This is a genomic window from Amycolatopsis sp. NBC_00345, assembly GCF_036116635.1.
In the GTDB taxonomy this organism is placed as follows: domain Bacteria; phylum Actinomycetota; class Actinomycetes; order Mycobacteriales; family Pseudonocardiaceae; genus Amycolatopsis.
Window position 1 is genome coordinate 6,443,373 of record NZ_CP107995.1, and the last position, 18,422, is coordinate 6,461,794.

At 71.2% G+C, this 18,422-nt stretch carries 18 protein-coding genes; 9 read left to right on the forward strand and 9 right to left on the reverse strand.

The window, feature by feature from the left end; translation table 11 throughout:
• Positions 1–3 precede the first annotated feature (3 nt).
• Together OG943_RS28790 and OG943_RS28795 are read right to left on the reverse strand one after the other, a co-directional pair.
• Entirely contained in the window at positions 4–1,617 is a 1,614-nt protein-coding gene (locus OG943_RS28790) for a carboxyl transferase domain-containing protein (RefSeq protein ID WP_328604055.1), read from the reverse strand.
• Positions 1,618–1,789: 172 nt separating this feature from the next.
• Positions 1,790–2,557 carry an SGNH/GDSL hydrolase family protein gene (locus OG943_RS28795; protein WP_328604056.1) on the reverse strand — a complete coding sequence of 256 codons (768 nt, stop codon included), beginning with the start codon at positions 2,555–2,557 and terminating at the stop codon, positions 1,790–1,792.
• A gap of 195 nt (positions 2,558–2,752) precedes the next feature.
• On the opposite strand from OG943_RS28795, the gene OG943_RS28800 reads away from it, so the two are divergent.
• Both OG943_RS28800 and OG943_RS28805 read left to right on the forward strand, forming a co-directional pair.
• Complete coding sequence (locus tag OG943_RS28800) at positions 2,753–3,343, forward strand: SACE_7040 family transcriptional regulator (RefSeq protein ID WP_328604057.1); 591 nt, start codon at positions 2,753–2,755, stop codon at positions 3,341–3,343.
• A gap of 54 nt (positions 3,344–3,397) precedes the next feature.
• Positions 3,398–3,895, forward strand: coding sequence for a hypothetical protein (locus tag OG943_RS28805; protein ID WP_328604058.1), 498 nt, complete (start codon positions 3,398–3,400; stop codon positions 3,893–3,895).
• Between the two features lie 118 nt (positions 3,896–4,013).
• Here OG943_RS28805 and metX read toward each other — a convergent pair whose 3' ends face one another.
• Together metX and OG943_RS28815 are read right to left on the reverse strand one after the other, a co-directional pair.
• Positions 4,014–5,147 (reverse strand): homoserine O-acetyltransferase MetX, encoded by a 1,134-nt coding sequence (metX, locus tag OG943_RS28810; protein ID WP_328604059.1) that lies wholly within the window; start codon positions 5,145–5,147, stop codon positions 4,014–4,016.
• Positions 5,144–6,451 (reverse strand): bifunctional o-acetylhomoserine/o-acetylserine sulfhydrylase, encoded by a 1,308-nt coding sequence (locus tag OG943_RS28815; RefSeq protein ID WP_328604060.1) that lies wholly within the window; start codon positions 6,449–6,451, stop codon positions 5,144–5,146. The genes metX and OG943_RS28815 overlap by 4 nt, the downstream gene beginning before the upstream one ends.
• 273 nt (positions 6,452–6,724) lie before the next feature.
• Here OG943_RS28815 and OG943_RS28820 point away from each other — a divergent pair, with 273 nt between their 5' ends.
• Positions 6,725–7,210, forward strand: a complete 486-nt coding sequence (locus OG943_RS28820) for a MerR family transcriptional regulator (protein WP_328604061.1) — start codon at positions 6,725–6,727, stop codon at positions 7,208–7,210.
• 3 nt (positions 7,211–7,213) lie between these two features.
• On the opposite strand, the gene OG943_RS28825 is transcribed toward OG943_RS28820, so the two are convergent.
• On the reverse strand, positions 7,214–7,969 hold the full coding sequence (locus OG943_RS28825) for a class I SAM-dependent methyltransferase (protein ID WP_328604062.1): 756 nt from the start codon (positions 7,967–7,969) through the stop codon (positions 7,214–7,216).
• 54 nt (positions 7,970–8,023) lie between these two features.
• Between OG943_RS28825 and OG943_RS28830 the strand changes: the two genes are divergently transcribed.
• Positions 8,024–9,598 (forward strand): PucR family transcriptional regulator, encoded by a 1,575-nt coding sequence (locus OG943_RS28830; protein ID WP_328604063.1) that lies wholly within the window; start codon positions 8,024–8,026, stop codon positions 9,596–9,598.
• Between the two features lie 21 nt (positions 9,599–9,619).
• On the opposite strand, the gene OG943_RS28835 is transcribed toward OG943_RS28830, so the two are convergent.
• Positions 9,620–9,898, reverse strand: a complete 279-nt coding sequence (locus OG943_RS28835) for a hypothetical protein (protein WP_328604064.1) — start codon at positions 9,896–9,898, stop codon at positions 9,620–9,622.
• A gap of 248 nt (positions 9,899–10,146) precedes the next feature.
• A complete protein-coding gene (locus OG943_RS28840) occupies positions 10,147–11,088 on the reverse strand; it encodes a zinc-binding dehydrogenase (RefSeq protein ID WP_328604065.1) in 942 nt (313 codons plus the stop codon).
• A 143-nt stretch (positions 11,089–11,231) separates the two neighbouring features.
• Here OG943_RS28840 and OG943_RS28845 point away from each other — a divergent pair, with 143 nt between their 5' ends.
• The 3 genes from OG943_RS28845 to OG943_RS28855 all read left to right on the forward strand — a co-directional run bounded on the left by OG943_RS28845 (position 11,232) and on the right by OG943_RS28855 (position 13,513).
• On the forward strand, positions 11,232–12,347 hold the full coding sequence (locus OG943_RS28845; RefSeq protein WP_328604066.1) for an FAD-dependent monooxygenase: 1,116 nt from the start codon (positions 11,232–11,234) through the stop codon (positions 12,345–12,347).
• Positions 12,348–12,376: 29 nt separating this feature from the next.
• Positions 12,377–12,811 carry a nuclear transport factor 2 family protein gene (locus OG943_RS28850; protein ID WP_328604067.1) on the forward strand — a complete coding sequence of 145 codons (435 nt, stop codon included), beginning with the start codon at positions 12,377–12,379 and terminating at the stop codon, positions 12,809–12,811.
• An 84-nt stretch (positions 12,812–12,895) separates the two neighbouring features.
• Positions 12,896–13,513 (forward strand): TetR/AcrR family transcriptional regulator, encoded by a 618-nt coding sequence (locus OG943_RS28855; RefSeq protein WP_328604068.1) that lies wholly within the window; start codon positions 12,896–12,898, stop codon positions 13,511–13,513.
• 27 nt (positions 13,514–13,540) lie between these two features.
• Here OG943_RS28855 and OG943_RS28860 read toward each other — a convergent pair whose 3' ends face one another.
• Entirely contained in the window at positions 13,541–14,602 is a 1,062-nt protein-coding gene (locus tag OG943_RS28860) for an aldo/keto reductase (protein WP_328604069.1), read from the reverse strand.
• A 117-nt stretch (positions 14,603–14,719) separates the two neighbouring features.
• Here OG943_RS28860 and OG943_RS28865 point away from each other — a divergent pair, with 117 nt between their 5' ends.
• Both OG943_RS28865 and ald read left to right on the forward strand, forming a co-directional pair.
• Positions 14,720–15,553, forward strand: a complete 834-nt coding sequence (locus tag OG943_RS28865) for a helix-turn-helix transcriptional regulator (protein ID WP_328604070.1) — start codon at positions 14,720–14,722, stop codon at positions 15,551–15,553.
• Positions 15,554–15,688: 135 nt separating this feature from the next.
• Positions 15,689–16,804: an alanine dehydrogenase gene (ald, locus tag OG943_RS28870; protein ID WP_328604071.1), complete on the forward strand. Its 1,116-nt coding sequence runs from the start codon at positions 15,689–15,691 to the stop codon at positions 16,802–16,804.
• A 4-nt stretch (positions 16,805–16,808) separates the two neighbouring features.
• On the opposite strand, the gene OG943_RS28875 is transcribed toward ald, so the two are convergent.
• Positions 16,809–17,939: an acyltransferase family protein gene (locus OG943_RS28875; RefSeq protein WP_328604072.1), complete on the reverse strand. Its 1,131-nt coding sequence runs from the start codon at positions 17,937–17,939 to the stop codon at positions 16,809–16,811.
• Between the last annotated feature and the right edge of the window lie 483 nt (positions 17,940–18,422).

An 18,422-nucleotide genomic window follows, 5' to 3' on the forward strand; every position in this document is an offset into this window, starting at 1 on the left:
TCATCACATCCGGAAGACGCCGTAGTTGACCTCGGGCAGGGGCGCGTTGGCCGCGGCCGACAGCGCGAGCCCGAGCACCGTGCGGGTGTCCGCCGGGTCGATCACCCCGTCGTCCCACAGCCTCGCGGTCGAGTAGTACGGGCTGCCTTGCGCCTCGTACTGCTCGCGGATCGGGTCCTTGAACGCCTCTTCATCTTCAGCCGACCACTCGCCGCCGCGGTTCTCGATCGCGTCGCGGCGGACCGTGGAGAGCACCGACGCCGCCTGCTCCCCGCCCATCACGGAGATCCGCGCGTTGGGCCACATCCACAGGAACCGCGGCGAGTACGCCCGGCCGCACATCGAGTAGTTCCCGGCGCCGAACGAGCCGCCGATGACGACGGTGAACTTCGGCACCCGCGCGCAGGCGACGGCGGTGACCATCTTGGCGCCGTGCTTGGCGATGCCGCCCGCCTCGTACGCCTTGCCGACCATGAAGCCGGTGATGTTCTGCAGGAACAGCAACGGGATCGAACGGCGGTCGCACAGCTCGATGAAGTGCGCGCCCTTCATCGCCGACTCGGAGAACAGCACGCCGTTGTTCGCGACGATGCCGACCGGGTGGCCGTGGATGTGCGCGAAGCCGGTGACGAGCGTCGAGCCGTACTCCTTCTTGAACTCCGCGAACCGGCTGCCGTCGGTGATGCGGGCGATCACCTCGCGGACGTCGTACGGCGTGCGCGGGTCGGTCGGCACCACGCCGTACAGCTCGCGCGGGTCGACGGCCGGCTCCTCCGTGGGCAGCACATCCCACGGCCGCGGCGTGCGCGGGCCGAGGGTGGAGACGATGGAGCGGACGATGCGCAGCGCGTGCGCGTCGTCGTCCGCCAGGTGGTCGGTGACGCCGGACTGGCGCGAGTGCACGTCGCCGCCGCCCAGCTCCTCGGCCGTGACGACCTCGCCGGTCGCGGCCTTCACCAGCGGCGGGCCGCCGAGGAAAATCGTGCCCTGATTGCGCACGATGACCGCCTCGTCGCTCATGGCGGGCACGTACGCGCCGCCCGCGGTGCACGAGCCGAGCACGGCGGCGATCTGCGGGATGCCCCGCGCGGACATGGTGGCCTGGTTGTAGAAGATGCGGCCGAAGTGGTCCCGGTCGGGGAACACGTCGTCCTGGCGCGGCAGGAACGCGCCGCCCGAGTCGACCAGGTAGATGCAGGGCAGGTTGTTGTGCAGCGCCACTTCCTGGGCGCGCAGGTGCTTCTTCACCGTCAGCGGGTAGTAGGTGCCGCCCTTGACGGTGGCGTCGTTGGCCACGATCACGCACTCGCGGCCGGACACCCGCCCGATGCCGGTGATCACGCCGGCGGACGGGGCCTCGTCGTCGTACAGCCCGTTCGCCGCCAGCGGCGACAGCTCCAGGAACGGCGACCCCGGGTCGAGCAGTGTGTCGACGCGGTCGCGCGGCAGGAGCTTCCCCCGCTCGACGTGCCGCGCGCGCGACTTCTCCGGCCCGCCGACGCGAGCGGCGGCCAGCCGCTTGCGCAAGTCCTCCACGAGCTCGCCGTGCGAGGTGACGCTGCGGGCGAACGGTTCACCGCGTGGGTCCGCGGAGCTGCTCAGTACCGGCGTGTCCATGACTCCCCGTCGCGAGGTTAGCGGTCGTTAACTTCACCTCGGATGTTAGCGACCGCTAACCAGGGTGTCCAGCGGGGACCCCTGTGACCTGACGCCGTTAAGGCCTCCTTACCCGCGTAGGGCGCGGGTAAGGAGGCCTTAACGGACTTCGGAACCTGGAGATGCGGGCTGATCAGCCGATCGCGGACGTCAGCGGGGTGTAGTAGCCACCCCGCTGGCCGGCCGACGTCGGGTGGTACGACTCGTCCACCGGGAAGGTGAGGCTGTGCAGGTAGTCACTGGCCGAGGAGCAGATGTTGTGCCCGTCGAACGCCGACCGGACGTCCACGAACTGGGCACCGGCCGCCGAGGCCCGCGCCGAGAGCACGCCGGCCAGGGTGTCCGCGCCGGAGTTGATCGCGGAGCGCTTGGTGTCGCTCAGGCCGACGCTGCAGGAACCCGGCACGGTGTAGAAGCGCGGGTAGGACAGCACCACGAGCTTGGCGCTGGGCGCCTTCGCCTTGACCGCCGCGTACACCTTGTCCAGCAGGGGCGGGAGCGTGTTCTGGACGTAGGTCTTCGCGGTGTTCACCCGGTTGACGCAGTCCTGGTCCCCGTTGAGGGTGCAGGTGGTGATCACGTCGGTGAAGCCGGCGTCGTTGCCGCCCACGGTCAGCGTGACCAAGGAGGCGCTCGACGGCATCGAGCCGATCTGGGTCAGCACGTCACCGGTCTTCGCGCCGGAACAGGCGAGGAAGGTGAACGTGGTGCCGCTGTGGGCGTTCGCCCACAGCTGGCCGTAGGCGTTGGCGCTGCGCTTGCAGTCGCCGGAGCTGCCGTAGGACCCGGCGCCCACTCCCGAGGAGTAGGAGTCGCCGAGCGCGACGTAACTGGTGGCGGCGCCGGCGGTGCCGGCCAGGCCGAGGCAAGCGAGTAGAGCGACCCCCAGGGCCGCGCACATCCGTTGAACGTTTCGAGTGGTGGAACGGGTGGGAACAGCCATGGGTCACTCCTGTCGTGACGACTCAACGGGGTAAAGCAGTACCAGGTGAGATCCCCACCGGGCACCCCTAGAACTGCCTTGCCGCCACTTGGCCCAGGCCGGAAGTCGGACCGGACGTTAGCGCTCGCTAACCGGCGGTCCTACTATGACCGGATGCCGGCGAACCCCACCCCACTCGTGACTGGCGAGAAGGCGAACAGGCGTGAACAGATCATGGCCGCCGCCGCCGAGCTGTTCGCCCACCACGGCTTCCACGGCGTGGGCATCGACGACATCGGCGCCGCGGTGGGCATCTCCGGCCCCGCGCTGTACCGCCACTTCCGCAGCAAGGACGCCATCCTCGGCGAGATGCTGAACTCGATCAGCCACTACCTGCTCGACGGCGGCACCCAGCGCGCGGAGATCGGTGGCTCGCCCGGGGAGCTGCTGGCCGCGCTCGTGCGGTTCCACGTGGACTTCGCGCTCGATCACCCGGCGCTGATCACGGTCCAGGAGCGGAACCTGGCGAACCTCACCGACGGTGACCGCAAGCAGGTGCGAGCACTGCAGCGTCAGTACGTCGAGGTATGGGTGCGGGCGATCCGTGACGCCGACCCGGGGCTCGAGGAGCGGCAGGCTCGCTCAGCGGCGCACGCGGTGTTCGGCTTGATCAACTCGACGCCGTACAACCGCCATCTCGGTGACGGCGAGCTCGCCGACCTGCTCTGCCGGCTCGCGCTGGGCGCACTTTCGGCGGCCGGCTGATCCGCCGGATTCGGGGTATCCCCACGGATGCCGGTGCTGGTGTTTGATAGGCACGTGACCCCGGACCGGAACGAGGATGAGCAGCGGCTCGTCGAGAAGGCGCAACGCGCGCTCGTCGCCATCAGCCTTGGCGAAGACGCCGAAGCGCTCGACGAGGTCACGCCGTCTTCGGAGGAGCCGAAGGAGCGCTCGGACGAGACGAAGGCGCTGATGCTGCTGCTGTTCGGCGAGTGCAGCACGATGGTGTCCACGCTCGGTGACGGCGGGACGGCGCCGGTGAAGGTCCAGGTTTTCGACGAGGACGGCGAAGAGGTTTCCATCGACCAGGCCGACCCGCCGGTGCGCACCGCGGTCCGCACGCTGCTCGCCGAGGTCCACGGCAACACGGCCGCCGCGCAGGAACAGGTCGAGATCGCGCTCGCCAACGCCGCGCCGAACGAGGTCGACAGCCTGGTCCTGCAGGCCCTGCGCTGGACGATCCGGCTGTCGGTCGAGTGCCTGGAGCGGGACCTGCCGGTCGCGGACTGGATCTCGGACGCCGTCGACGGCTGAGTCCCCCTGGCAAGCCGAAACGCCATGAAAACTTCACCACCTACAGCGCCCTGAAGGCCACCTTGAGGGCATGTAGGACCCTGAAGGTGGCCTTCAGGGCGTTCCAAGGCCCGGAAAGTCAGCCCAGCAGCGACTTCACCAGCGCGCCGATCTGGCCGCTCTCGATCAGGAACGAGTCGTGTCCGTACGGCGACGACACCACCGAGGCCTCGCCGCCGACCGCGCCCGCGATCTCCGCGGACTGGTACAGCGGGTAGAGCCGGTCGCTGTCGACGCCGGCGACGACGGTACGGGCGGTGACCTGCGCCAGCGCGGCCGCGACCCCGCCGCGGTCCCGGCCGACGTCGTGGGTGTTCATGGACTCCGTCAGCACCACGTAGGAGCCCGCGTCGAAGCGCGCGGCCAGCTTCTCCGCGTGGTGGTCCAAATAGGACTCGACGGCGAATCGCCCGCCGCGCAACGGGTCCTCTTCACCCTGGTACCGGCGGCCGAAGCGCTGGGCCAGCTCGGGCTCGCTGCGGTAGGTCACGTGCGCGATCCGCCGGGCGACGCCGAGGCCGCGGTGCGGGCCCTCGCCGTCGGGCTGTCCGTAGTAGTCCCCGCCGTGCCAGCCCGGGTCCGAGCGGATGGCGTGCAGCTGCGGGGCGGCCCAGGCGATCTGCTCGGCCGACGCACGCGCCGTGGACGCCAGCACCAGCGCCGAATCCACCCGATCGGGAGCCGAAACGGCCCATTCGAGCGCCCGCATCCCGCCCATCGACCCACCCGCGACGGCGGCCCAGCGGTAGACGCCGAGCGCGTCCGCGAGCGCCTCTTCGGTGCGCACCTGGTCCCGCGCCGTCACCACGGGGAACCGGCTGCCGTACGGCCGCCCGTCCCCGGCGTCCGACGACGGGCCGGTCGAACCCTGGCAGCCGCCGAGCACGTTCGGCACCACCACGAACAGCTCGTCGGTGTCGAAGGCCTTGCCGGGCCCGATCAGCCCGTCCCACCAGCCGGCGCTGGGGTGGCCCGGCTCCGCGGGCCCGGCCGCGTGGCTGTCACCGGTGAGGGCGTGCTCGATGAGGACGGCGTTGGAGCCGTCGGAGTTCAGCGTCCCCCACGTCTCGTACGCGAGGGTGTACGACGGCAGCGAGCCACCGGCCTCCAGCGCGAGCGCGCCGGGACCGGTGAACCACTGCCGCCTTCCGGGTGGGTCTCCCGCCCGCCACGCTCCGGTGGCCGGCGGGAGGCCGTCACCGGAATCCGTCACTGCGCCGCCTTGGCGGCCCGGAAACCCGCCTCGAGGTCGGCCTTCAGGTCTTCGACGCCCTCCAGGCCCACGGCGAGCCGCACCAGGCCCGGCGTGACGCCGCTGGCCAGCTGCTCCTCGGGGCTCAGCTGACTGTGCGTGGTGGACGCCGGGTGCACGATCAGGCTGCGCACGTCGCCGATGTTCACCAGCTGGCTGTGCAGCTCCGTGCCGTCCACGAAGCTGCGGCCCGCGTCGACGCCGCCGCGCAGGTCGAACGACAGCACCGCGCCCGCGCCGCGCGGCAGGTACTTCTGCGCGGCGGAGTAGTACGGGCTCGACGGCAAGCCGGCGTAGTAGACCTTCTCGACCTCGTCGCGCTGTTCCAGCCACTCGGCCAGCGCCTGCGCGTTGGACACGTGCCGCTCCAGCCGCAGCGACAGCGTCTCGATGCCCTGCAGGATCAGGAAACTGTTCAACGGCGCGATGGCCCCGCCGGTGTCGCGGAGGATCTGCACGCGAGCCTTCGCCGCGTACGCGCCCGGGCCGAGCGCTTCCCAGTACTTGAGACCGTGGTAGCTCGGGTCCGCCTCGTTGAAGCCCGGGAACTTCGCCGGGTCCTTGCCGAAGTCGAACGTGCCGCCGTCGACGAGCACCCCGGCGACGGTGGTGCCGTGGCCGCCCAGGTACTTGGTGGCGGAGTGCACGACGACGTCCGCGCCGTGCTCGATCGGGCGCAGCAGGTACGGCGTGGGCACGGTGTTGTCCACGACCAGCGGCACCCCCGCCTCGTGCGCGACGTCGGCGACCGCGCGGACGTCGAGCACGTTGCTGCCCGGGTTCGCCAGCGTCTCGGCGAAGAACAGCTTGGTGTTGGGCCGGACCGCGGCGCGCCACTGCTCGAGGTCGTCCTGGTCGTCGATGAACGTGACCTCGATGCCGAGCTTCGGCAGCGTGTAGTGGAACAGGTTGTAGGTGCCGCCGTAGAGCGAAGGGCTGGAGACGAAGTGGTCGCCGGAGGAGGCCAGGTTGAGGATCGCCGCGGTGGTGGCGGCGGAACCGGAGGCGAACGCCAGCGCGGCGACCCCGCCTTCGAGCGCGGCGAGGCGCTGCTCCAGCACGTCCTGCGTCGGGTTCATGATGCGGGTGTAGATGTTGCCCGGCTCGGCCAGGCTGAACAGGTCGGCGCCGTGCTGGCTGTCCCGGAAGACGTACGACGTCGTCTGGTAGATCGGCGTCGCGCGGGCCCCGGTCGTGGGATCCGGCGCCGCGCCCGCGTGGATCTGCTTGGTCTCGAAGGACCAGGCCGAGGTGTCTTCCGGCATCGACTTCTCCTTGCGGCTCAATGGGATCGGCTCCGTGGTCGAAGCTAGCTCCCCCGAACGGCCCACCCAAGGGCTCCCACGGGATGGGAGTACCCATCCAACGTACGCCGGTCACCACCACAAAGAGGCCACTCGGAAGTGGTGGTTCTTCACCCACATGCCTACCGCGTCGGCGCGGCAGCCGGTCTCGGGCTACCGGCAAAAGCCAGATGGTCCACTGTGGACTTATTCGGCTCGGCGCGAGCAGGACATGGAGCGAGTTACCAAACCCGGTTGAAGCGTTACGGCGTCGCGCACCTGGTGCGCCTGCTGCGGATCCAGCGGCTGACCGACCTCGGGTTCTCACTGGCGCAGATCGCCGAAATGGGGGCCGCGGACGAGCATCCCGGGAAAGCGTTCCGGACGCCGGACGCCGACCTCGCCTCGACCATCGAACGGCTGAAGCGGGTGCTCAGCCCCTCGGCGATCACCGCGTACAAGGACATGCTGGAGGGCTGCGACACGGATCCCGCGCTGGTCGAGTTCGACCGGCTGCCGGCCGACGCCGACGAGCGGACCCGCGCCGGCCTGGCCCGGCGGATGGTCCCCCACGCCCGCGAGCTGTACACCCGGTACCCGGGGGTGCAGCAGATGAAGGGCAACGCGCGCAGCGCCGCCCGAACGGTCCAGGCGGCGCTCGCGGACCTCTACAACCCGGCCCAGGTCGAGGTCCTCACCCGGGTCGGGCGCCTGATCGAAACGTCCGCCGAACCCGGCTGACCTTCAGCCGCGCGCGGCCGTCGCCAGCTCGGTCAGGTAGCGCTTGGTGATCCGGCCGCCGTGCTCCTCATCGATCAGACGGGTGATGGAGGCGAGCAGGCCCTCGCGGTTCTCCGGCGGCAGGGCGCGGTGGCCGGAGTAGGTCAGCAGCAGGTCGACGTATTCCGCGGCCGAGTAGCTCAGCTCCCATTCCCAGCGGCGGAAGCGCGGCGGGCCGAAGCGGTCGGACTCGTCGAAGGTCGTGGGCACGTCCGCGGCCGCGGACAGGCGCAGGCCGGGCGGGGTGGCCGGGTCGAAGCGTTCGTAACAGCGCTGGACGTCGGCGAAGAAACGCTCACTGCCGCCGGCCACGTGGTGGGTCGTGATCAGGGCGAGCGTGCCGCCTTCACGCAGCGCGTCGGCGGCCTTGGTCATGCGGGTCGCCGGGTCGAGCCAGTGGAAGGCCGTCGCGGCGAGCACGACGTCGAACGGCTCGGGCGGCAGCGGCCAGTCCTCGAAAAGGCCGACTTCTACGGCTGTATCAGGGAAATCCGCCAGCTTCGCCGACGCGACGGCCGCCAGGTCCGCGCTCAGCTCCACCGCGGTGACCACACACCCGCGCCCGGCCAGCGGGACGGTCGCCTGCCCGGTCCCGCAGCCGATCTCCAGCACCCGCGTGCCCGCGGCGAAGTCCTCGAACACCGCCGCCGGATAACCCGGGCGCGCCCGGTCATACCGCCCGGCGTCCTCGCCGAACGTCGTCCGCAGCCGTTCCCGCATGGCCTGAAGGCTACCGTTTCGCGCGCCGGTGACGACTCAGCGAAGATGTACCCCGTGGTCTCCGTACGCAGCGTTGTCGACCGGGTGGGGCCGACGCTGCTGCACGCGTTACAGTTGCCCGAGGACGGCCCGGCGGTCGGCGACGTCGTCATCGCCGAGCCTGGCCCGGGCACGCCCACCGGCGTGGCGGCGGGCGACCTCGTGCTGGGCGTGGCGACGGCGGAGGCGGCCGACGCGGCGGAGCTGGTGCGGCTCAGCGCGAGCCAGGGCGCGGCGGCGGTGCTGCTGAAACCGCCGCTGGCGGCGAAGCCCGCGGTGAAACGGGCGGCGAAGGCCGCCGGGATCGCGCTGGTCCAGGTGCACGCGGCGACGTCGTGGGCCCAGCTCGTCTGGCTGTTGCGCACGGTGCTCGACGCGCTCGGTGACGAGTCGGAGTCACCGGAGGAGGGCGGCGATCCCGGGTCCGGCGACCTGTTCCGGCTGGCCGACGCCGTGGCGTCCGTGGTGGACGCCCCGGTGACCATCGAGGACACCAACTCGCGCGTGCTCGCCTACTCCGCGCGCCAGGACCTCACCGACCCCGCGCGCGTCGCCACGATCATGGGCCGCCGGATCCCCGACGACGTGCTCGCGCGGTTCCGTTCCCGCGGCGTCTTCCGCGAGCTTTCCCGTGGGCGGCAGACGATTTTCGTCCCGGCCCAGCGCGACGGCACGCTGCCGCGGCTGATCGTGCCCGTCCGGATGGGCGGCGAGCTGCTGGGCTCGATGTGGGCGGTGGTCGCCGGGCCCGTCTCCGAGGAGCGCGCGGCCGCCTTCGCCGACGCCGCGCCCGTTGTCGCGCTTCACCTGCTTCGGCGACGCGCGCACACGGACACGCAGCGCCGCGCTTCGGCCGAACTGTTGCGCGCCGTCCTCGAAGGGCGGGCAGGGCCCCGACGCGCGGTCGGCGAGCTGGACCTCTCCGACGAGCCGCACCGCGTGGTCGTCATCGAGGTCACCGGCGGCGACGGGCGCGACGCCGAGGGCCTGCGACTGGCGCTGCTGGAACGGATTTCGCAGGGTGTCGGCCGTCGTCCGGTGGCGACGGAGCTGGGCGGGCTGCTGTACGCGGTCGTCCCGGACGCCCCCGGCGCCGGCGGCTGGGCCGAGCTGCGTGACGCGATCGCCGGCCAGACCGCGTCACGGCGCGGCGGCGTCCCCCGGGTGGCCGCGGGAGCGCCCGGCGACGTCACGGCGCTGCCGACGTCGCGGGCCCAGGCCGACGAAGCACTCGGCCTGCTGCGCGCGGGAATCGTGGACAGCCGCGTCGTCGCGTTCGACCAGCAGTGGACGGCGCTGGTCCTGCACCGCGGCGCGACGGGCGCGGCCGCGGCGAAGGTGGCGGAGCTGGGCCCGCTCGGCCTGCTGCGCGCCCACGACGAGACGAGCAACGCCGGCTACGTCGACACGCTGTACGCCTGGCTTCGCCACCCCGGAGACCCCCGCGCGGCCGCGCTGGAGCTGCGGATCCACCCGAACACCTTGCGCTACCGGATGAAACGGCTGCTGGCGCTGGTCCCCCTCGACCTGGACGACCCGGACGTCCGGCTGGCCCTGATCACCCAGCTGGTCACGTTGCGGTGGAGCTGATTCCCTTCCACCGCAATGCTTTCAGACCTGGTAGCTGAGGTCACGGCCCCGCAGCGACGCCGGCGCGAGCCGCACCCAGACGGTGCGGTCGTCCTCGTGCAGGTAGTCGCGGAAGCGCGGGTCCCAGCGCCGCTCGTCCGGCCCGAGGTAACGCACCAGCTTGCGGCGCCCGCGCGGCACGTCGAACGGCCGGATCTCCGCGTCGCCGCTCGCGCCGACCTGGCGGACGAGCCCGGTGGCCACGTCGCAGACGTCGACCGTCAGCGCGATCCGGGGCGTGGCGCGGATCCGGCCGGGCAACCGCGACCACGAGCCGCTGAGGATCCAGAACGCGTTGTCCTCCCACAGGTACTGTGCCGTTCGGTACTAATCCGACGGCAGCCACGGCGGAAACGGGTTTCTCCGAGCAAATCGGCTGCAGCCCGTGTCCGCCTACTTTCGGTCGGATCAGTACCAGGTGGGGCGCACCGTCGGCCCGGCCGTCGCGACCCTCGCGGTGAGTGGCTGGGCGAGGAACTCGTCGATGTCAAAAGGGCAGTCGAACTCCGTCACGGGATCAGCAGCGTCTTGCCGAACGTCTCCCGCGCCTCGATCGCCGCGTGGGCTTCCGCGGCGGCGGCGAGCGGGAAGCGCTGGCCGATCACCGGGGTGAGGTGTCCCGCGGCAGCCGCCGCGAGGGCGGACTCCGTGAAGCCGCGCATGGCGGCCGCGTCGCCGATCGAGCCGACCAGCGTGACGCCGCGGGCGCGAGCGTCCTCTTCGGACACTTCGGCCCACGTGCCGCTCGCCAGGCCGTACCTCGCCATGCGGCCGCCCGGGCGCAGCAGGGAGAACGCCGTGGTGCCGATCTCGCCGCCGACGCCGTCGAAGACCACGTCGACCTCGCCGGCCTTCTCGGCCCAGCCGGGCTCGGTGTAGTCGACCGCGAAGTCCGCGCCCAGCTCACGGGCGCGCGCGATCTTCTCCGCCCCGCCCGCCGCGGCGACCACCTCGGCGCCCGCGGCCTTCGCCAGCTGCACCAGCAGGCTGCCGACACCGCCGGCCGCCGCCTCGACCAGCACCCGCTCACCCGGCTCGACGGACACCGCGTGCACCAGGCCGGTCGCCGTCCGGCCGTCGGCGAGGAGCGCGACGGCGACGTCCAGGCTCAGCGCGTCCGGCACCGGGAACACCAGCGACGCGTCGACGGCCACGCGCTGCGCGTAACCGCCGGCCCCGCCGGTCGACGTCACCACGCGCTTGCCCACCAGGCCGAGCCGGACGCCCTCGCCCACGCTGCTGATCACGCCGCCGACCCCGTTGCCGGGGATCATCGGCAGCACCGGGGTGAACGGGCCGGAGCCCGACGCCCGGAACTGGGTCTCCACGAACGTCACGTTCGAGAAGGCCACCTCCACCAGCACCTGCCCCGGCCCCGCGACCGGGTCCGGCGCCTCCCCCGCGACCAGCACCCCGGGACCGCCGAACTCGCCTAGCCACACAGCACGCATGAACGCCCTTCCTCACCGACATCCGCCGGCTGACAGCCAACAACCTCGACCGCACTCGAGGTCAAGGGTTTGTGTCACGATCTTAAAGCAACAAATTGTTGCTATAGTCGAGGCGACGGGACAGCGACCCGAGGGGAGACATCATGAAGATCCTGATCAGCGGTGCGGGAACGGCCGGGCTGTGCGCGGGCATCAACCTCGCGCGGGCCGGGCACACGGTGGAGATCGTGGAGCGGGCAAACCACTTGCGCGTCAACGGCTCGCCCATCGACGTGCGCGGCGACGCGCTCGAGACCGCGCGCGGCATGGGCATCCTGGACGCGGTGCGCGAACACCGGATCACGATGACCGAGCAGACGATGTTCGTCGACCGGTCCGGCGCGGCCGTCGCCCCCTTGGCCGGACAGGAGATCAACGAGTCCGCCGAGGACATCGAGATCCCCCGCGAAGATCTGATGACCATCCTGCGCCACGCCCTGCCCGAACAGGTCGACCTGCGCTTCGAGGAGTCCATCGCGACGCTGGCCGACGACGGGAACCGGGTCGCGATCACCTTCGCCTCCGGCCGCGAGGCCGCCTACGACCTCGTCGTCGGTGCCGACGGAGTGCACTCGGCTGTGCGCCGGATGGTGTTCGGCCCGGAGCGGGAGTTCACCGAGCACCTCGGGGTGTACGTCGCGATCGGAGACGCACCCGGCCAGACGGCTCCCGGCGCCGGCCGCGTGACCGAAATCCTCAACCTGCCGGGGCGCTTCGCCGGCGTGGCCCGCTACCGCGACCGGGCGCTGGGAATCTTCGAGTTCCGGTCCGAGCCGATCGACTACGACTACCACGACCTGGACGCGCAGAAGCGCATCCTGGCCGGGGCCTTCGCCGGGATCGAGGACTGGAAGGTCCCCGAGCTGCTCAAGACCGCCCAGGACGACCCCGGCCTCTACTTCGACGCGATCGCCCAGATCCTCATGCCGGGCTGGCACCGGGGGCGGGTCGTGCTGATCGGGGACGCCGCGCACTGCGCGACCCCGATGGCCGGGCGCGGCGTCTCACTGGCCCTGCTCGGAGCGTGGACGCTCACCGAGGAGCTCGATCGCCACGGCGACGACCTGGCAGCGGCCTTCAGCGCCTACGAGCAGCGCCAGCGCCCCCACGCGGCGGCGGCCCAGGAGTTCGCGCGCGTCGGGGCCGACCTCATGGTCCCCGCCACCTGGGAGGCCATCGAGGCGCGCAACGCCCGGCTGCGTGCGGCCCAGCCGCTGTAGGCGAAACGCCGTCACATGAAGGAGTGATCATGCACCGTACGCCCCGCGAAATGATCGAAGAGGTCCGCCGGATGATCGCCGGTGACGGGCCCGAGTTTTCCAGTCTGTTCGCGACCGACGGGGTGGTCCGGTACCCCTTCGCCCCGCCCGGCCGGCCCGCCGAGCTGCGCGGGCGCGAGGCGATCCGGGAGCACTACCAGGCCGGCGAGTCGAGCAAGGGGCTGCTCGACATGGCCGAGGTGAAGGCGGTGGTGCGCCAGACCGACGACCCGGAGGTGGTGCTGGCCGAGTTCAGCCACCACGGCTGGTCACACGCGACCGAAGCGCCGTACCGGTTCCGGGCGCTGGCCGTGGTCCGGGTGCGGGACGGCCGGATCGTGAGCTACGAGGACTACATCGACTCGATCGCGATGGCGCGGATGCTGGGCCGGACCCGGGAGCTGGCCGACGCGCTGACCAGGTAGCGCAGCCGAGATGACAAAGGGACGGAGCCCCGCCGCCGGGGAAGCCATCGAGGCACGCGGCGCAACCGCAGTAGGCTGCCGTCCGTGACCGACGACGGACCCACGCCAGAACCGGTCCGCCGCCCGGGCGGGCGCACCGCCCGGGTGCGGCACCGGATTCTCGAGGCCGCCGCCGAGCTGATCGCCCGTGACGGGATCGGCGGCCTGCGCTACGACCAGATCGCCGAGCTCGCCGAGGTCAACAAGACCAGCGTCTACCGCAACTGGCCCGACCGCACCACGCTGGTCGCCGACGCGCTCGCCGCCTTCGGCGCCGACGCCGCGCCCCTGCACGACTCCGGCGACATCGACGCCGACCTCGTCGGCTTCCTCGAAGCCCTCGCCGCCGCCACCGCGAGCCCGGAAGGCCGGGCGCTGCTCAACGTGGTGGCCGCGGCTCGGGAAAACCCCGAGCTGCGGGCCGTCGTCGACGAGGTGTTCGACCAGCGGCAGGCGACCCTGCGAGACCGCCTGCGGACCGCGGTCGAGCGCGGCGAGCTGCCCGCGATCGACCTCTCCTTCCTCGCCGCGATGCTCGCCGGGCCCGTCCAGCTGTTCGTCAGCCGCGGTTCCCGCACGTTCACCCGGGCCGACGCGCAGCAGGTGAGCGCGATCGTGCTCGCCGGCGTGCGAGCCACCGCCGCCGAAGAATCCCGAGACTGATCCCGAGCGACAGCACGGAAGCGGGCGTCAGCGGCGGGATTCGATCTTCAGGTCGCCGCTGTTGAACGCGCGGCCCCGGTCACCGGCGAGCAGGGCGTGCGGGTTGCCGAGGTCGATCGCGCCGGCCTCGTCGAGGCGGGCCAGCTGGGCGGCGGTGAAGTCGACCTCCAGCGCGCCCAGGTTGTCCTCCAGCTGCTCGGGGGTGCGCGCGCCGATGATCGGCGCCGTCACGCCCGGGTTCTGCAGCACCCAGGCCAGCCCGACCTGGCCGGGGCTGCGGCCCATCTCCGCGGCGACCTCCTTCAGGACGTCCGCGATCGCGAGGTTGCGTTCGGTGACGTCGCCGTTGGCGAGGTTGAAGCCCTTGCGGGTGCCGTCGGCGGCGACCTTCGCCGGGTCCAGGTCGTCGCGGGTGTACCGGCCGGCGAGCACCCCGCCGGCCAGCGGCGAGTAGGGGATCACGCCCAGCCCCAGCTCGCGGGCCATGGGGATCAGGTCACGTTCCCCGGTGCGCTCGATCAGGTTGTATTCGAGCTGCAGCGCCACCAACGGCGACCAGCCACGCAGGTCGGCGATCGCCTGCATGCGCGACACCTGCCACGCCGGGGTGTTGCAGATCGCCACGTACAGGACCTTGCCCTGACGGACCAGGTCGTCCATCCCGCGCAGGACCTCTTCGACCGACGTCGTGAAGTCCCACACGTGCAGGTACAGCAGGTCGAGGTAGTCCGTTTCCAGCCGGCGCAGGCTGGTTTCCACCGAATTGAACAGGGTCTTGCGGTGGCTGCCCCCGGAATTCGGGTCGCCGGGCCGGCTCAGCGTCGAGTATTTCGTTGCCAGAACCAGGCTTTCGCGGTTGTCGCGGGCGAATTCGCCCAGCAGGCGCTCGGAGCTGCCATTGGTGTAGGTGCTGGCGGTGTCGATGAAATTGCCGCCGCGTTCGAGGTAGCGGTCGAACAGCTTGCGGGCGTCGTCCTGCTCGGCGCCCCAGCCCCACTCGGTGCCGAAGGTCGCCGCGCCCAGCGCCAGCGGGGAGACCCGCAGCCCGGAGCGGCCGAGCAGCCGGTAGGTGTCGAGGGTGGTCGACATCGTGTCCTCCTGTGCTTGTGATCCGTTGTCGAAAACCAGTCTGTGACGGCCACGAGCTGGGGATAAGGGAGAGGACTTCCTGGGAATACCAGTCCTACCCTGGCGGTAGAAAGGGATATGACGACGAGCACCGCGGACACGACACAGGAGCTGGCCGTGTTCCTGCGGACCCGGCGCGAACGCCTGGACCCGGACGATTTCGGCCTGCCCACGCGCCGTCAGTCCCGGCGGACCCCGGGGCTGCGCCGCGAAGAGGTCGCCGAACTGGCCGGGGTCAGCATCGACTACATCGTGCGGCTCGAACAGGCCCGCGGGCTGCGGCCGTCCGCGAACGTGGTGGAGGCGCTGGCCAAGGCCCTGCGCCTGGCCCCCGACGAACGGTCCTACCTCTTCGACCTGGCCCAGCAGCGCCCCCGCACCACCGAGAAGGCCGCCACCACCGCGCCGGAGCCGCTCGCCCGGCTGGTCTCCGGCCTGTCGCCGCTGCCGGCCATGCTGATGAACCATCGCTACGACATCCTGGCCTGGAATCCTGAGATGGCGAGCCTGCTGATGGATTTCGGCACTCTGCCGCCGTCGCGGCGCAATCAGATGTGGCTGTGCCTGATGCACCCGGAAGTCCGGGGGTTCTACGCCGACCGCGAACTCGTCGTGCGGGAGGCGATCGCCCACCTGCGCGCCGCGTGGGCCGCGCATCCGGAAGATCAGGTTCTGGCCGGCTTCATCACGGAGTTCACCACTCAAGACGAGCTGTTCGCGCGCTTGTGGGCCGAGCGGGACATCGTGCTCAACGGCCGCGGTCGCAAGGTGCTGCGGCGTCCCGACGTCGGGACGCTCACCGTCGACTTCGAAGTGCTCATGCCCCTGCAGGACCAGGACCAGCGGCTGGTCATCTACCGCGCCGCCGACGAGGCGAGCCAGGTGGCCTTGGACCGCCTGTGCGTACGGTGAACGCTCCCGGGGAGCTTGTGCTCCGGGAACCATGAAACGGCGTCAAGACTGTGGCACCGGCACGATGACACCGCCGTCTGGGTGCATCACCGTGAGTGGCAGCACCTCGAACCAATCCGCCGCCAGGAGGCCGCCGTGCGTATCGCCGTTCCCCGTGAGATCAAGAGGCACGAGTACCGGGTCGCGCTGACCCCGGCCGGGGTGCACGAGCTGGTCGGGCGAGGCCACGACGTCTTCGTCGAGACCGGCGCGGGCGTGGGCTCCTCGATCAGCGACGAGGAGTACGTCACGGCCGGCGCGAAGATCCTCGGCACCGCCGAGGACACCTGGGCCGAGGGCAAACTGGTGCTGAAGGTCAAGGAGCCGATCGCCGAGGAGTACCCGCGCCTGCGCAAGGACCAGGTGCTGTTCACCTACCTGCACATCGCCGCCGACCGCCCGCTGACCGACGCGCTGCTGGCCGCCGGCACCACCGCGATCGCGTACGAGACGGTGCAGACGCCGAGCGGCGCGCTGCCGCTGCTCGCCCCGATGTCCGAGGTCGCGGGCCGGCTGGCCCCGCAGGTCGGCGCGTTCTCGCTGATGAAGCCCAGCGGCGGCCGCGGTGTGCTGCCCGGCGGCATCCCGGGCGTGCACCCGGCGCGGGTCGTCGTGATCGGCGGCGGTGTGGCCGGCCTGAACGCCGCGCGCGTGGCGCTGGGCCTCGGCTCGGACGTCGAGATCCTGGACACGAACGTCGACCGCCTCCGCCAGATCGACAACGACTTCGGCGGCCAGATCCGCACGGTCACGTCGAACCGGCTGTCCGTCGAGGAGTCCGTGCTGGCGGCCGACCTGGTCATCGGCGCGGTGCTGGTGCCGGGCGCGAAGGCGCCGAAGCTGGTGTCGAACGACCTCGTCAGCCGGATGAAGCCGGGCAGCGTGCTCGTCGACATCGCCATCGACCAGGGCGGCTGCTTCGCCGACTCCCGCCCGACCACCCACGACGAGCCGACCTACCAGGTGCACGAGTCGGTCTTCTACTGCGTCGCGAACATGCCGGGCGCGGTGCCGCGGACGTCGACCTACGGCCTCACCAACGTGACCCTGCCGTACGCCGTCCAGCTCGCGGACCACGGCTGGAAGGCGGCCCTGACCGCCGACGCGAGCCTCGCGAAGGGCCTCAACACCCACGCCGGCCAGCTGACGAACGAGCCGGTCGCGCTCGCGCACTCCCTGCCCCACGCTTCGCTGGAAACCGTCCTCGCCTGAGGATTCAGCTCACCCGGGCGGGTCCCTGCTGCTCAGCGGCAGGGGCCTGCTTGCGTTTCGCCACCAGCTTCCGGCCGAACGCGATCGCGGGCAGCTCGACCCAGCGGCGCAGCAGGCACGCGAAAAGCAGCGCGATCGCCGACGTCGCGACGGCCTTGGCGAGGCCAGACGGCAGCAGCAGGCCGGTCACGCCCGCGGCCGCGGTCTGGGTGAGGTAGAGCGCGTATGACCGGTCCCCGATGAAGGTGAGCGGACGGCTCGCCAGCAGCCGCCGGAGCGGGCCGGCCGAAACCACCGCGACGAGCAGCAGCGCCGACCCGGCCGCGTAGATCGGGATGACGAACTGCCACTGGCCGCCCAGCACGTCGCGCAGCGGCTCGATCGACAGCTGCAGCACGCAGAACCCGAGCGCCACCAGTATCGCCGCGGCCGGGCTGGTCAGCGGCCGGAACACGGCGAACCCCCGCGGGTGGTGCAGCGCCAGCCCCAGCAGGCAGCCGACGACCAGCGAGCAGTAGTGCGCGGTGAGGCTCGCCCAGTGCGCCGAGGGCGCCAGCTGCAGGGTGAACAGGACCACGCCGAGCACCGCGCCGACGCCGATCATCAGGCGCAGCACGGTCTTCGCGCTCTTCGCGAACGACGTCAGCACCAGCAGCGCGGGCCAGACGAGGTAGAACTTCTCCTCCACGCCCAGCGACCACGACGTCGGGTACGGCGTGTTGTAGTCGACGATTTCGTTGAGGAAGGTGAGGTAGTACGGCATCGCGTCGGCGAGCCGGCTGCTGTGGTAAACCCCGGCGAGCGCGACCCCCACCGTCGTCAGCGCAAGCAGCAAGAAGTACACCGGCATGATCCGGAAGACCCGGCGGAGGTAGAAGTTGCGCAAGGAGATCCGGCCGGTGCGGTCCTCTTCCCGCAGCGACAGGGTCGTGATGAGGAAGCCGGACAGCACGAAGAACAGCTGGACGCCGATCCAGCCTTGCAGCCGCTCCGTGACCGGCGCCCCGTAGTGAAAGAACACAACAGCGAGCGCCGCAAGCGCCCGCACCCCAGCCAGCCCGGGAAACCAAGACGACGCGCGGTATTCGGCGTAACTGAGCGGCTGCCACCACTTCCGGTGCGGAGAGACGAGCATGCCCCGCAGCCTCAAGCCTCCACCTGAACCCCCGCTGAACCCCCCTTAAGCCCCCTTCAGCTTCGCCCCGCACCCAGCCGCCGTCCGGACGCCGAAATGGTCACCGACCACACCACGAAACCCAAGACCCCAAACTCACCTGTGCTGGGATGGTCACCGATCGCACCGTGGGGGTCCGGGGGCTCGGCCCCCGGGCGACGCTCTCGCCCCTTCCCGCCAGGGAGCGCGCCAGCGCGAACAGGGAAGGCCAAGGAAGGGGCGACCCGCTCAACCAGCCTGGGGGTCACTGGGAGCGGGCCGCCATGGACAAGCTTAGGTAATAACTTCGGAGTTCGCTCCCCGGGGGTCCCAACTAGTGCCCTTACTTCTCCGCCGGGTGCGCTCGCGGCCGGTGAGCGAGCCCACTCGGAATCGTTAAAGGCGTCGTCAGGGGCTTTCGCGCGCCAGCCGGGTCCGGGGCCTGGCGTGACGAAGGTCGCGTCC

Coding starts and splice junctions, on each gene's coding strand:
- OG943_RS28790 (WP_328604055.1), bottom strand. CDS start 1,617: ATGGACACGCCGGTACTGAGCAGCTCCGCGGACCCACGCGGTGAACCG.
- OG943_RS28795 (WP_328604056.1), bottom strand. CDS start 2,557: ATGTGCGCGGCCCTGGGGGTCGCTCTACTCGCTTGCCTCGGCCTGGCC.
- OG943_RS28800 (WP_328604057.1), top strand. CDS start 2,753: ATGCCGGCGAACCCCACCCCACTCGTGACTGGCGAGAAGGCGAACAGG.
- OG943_RS28815 (WP_328604060.1), bottom strand. CDS start 6,451: ATGCCGGAAGACACCTCGGCCTGGTCCTTCGAGACCAAGCAGATCCAC.
- OG943_RS28825 (WP_328604062.1), bottom strand. CDS start 7,969: ATGCGGGAACGGCTGCGGACGACGTTCGGCGAGGACGCCGGGCGGTAT.
- OG943_RS28840 (WP_328604065.1), bottom strand. CDS start 11,088: ATGCGTGCTGTGTGGCTAGGCGAGTTCGGCGGTCCCGGGGTGCTGGTC.
- OG943_RS28845 (WP_328604066.1), top strand. CDS start 11,232: ATGAAGATCCTGATCAGCGGTGCGGGAACGGCCGGGCTGTGCGCGGGC.
- OG943_RS28850 (WP_328604067.1), top strand. CDS start 12,377: ATGCACCGTACGCCCCGCGAAATGATCGAAGAGGTCCGCCGGATGATC.
- OG943_RS28860 (WP_328604069.1), bottom strand. CDS start 14,602: ATGTCGACCACCCTCGACACCTACCGGCTGCTCGGCCGCTCCGGGCTG.
- OG943_RS28865 (WP_328604070.1), top strand. CDS start 14,720: ATGACGACGAGCACCGCGGACACGACACAGGAGCTGGCCGTGTTCCTG.
- OG943_RS28875 (WP_328604072.1), bottom strand. CDS start 17,939: ATGCTCGTCTCTCCGCACCGGAAGTGGTGGCAGCCGCTCAGTTACGCC.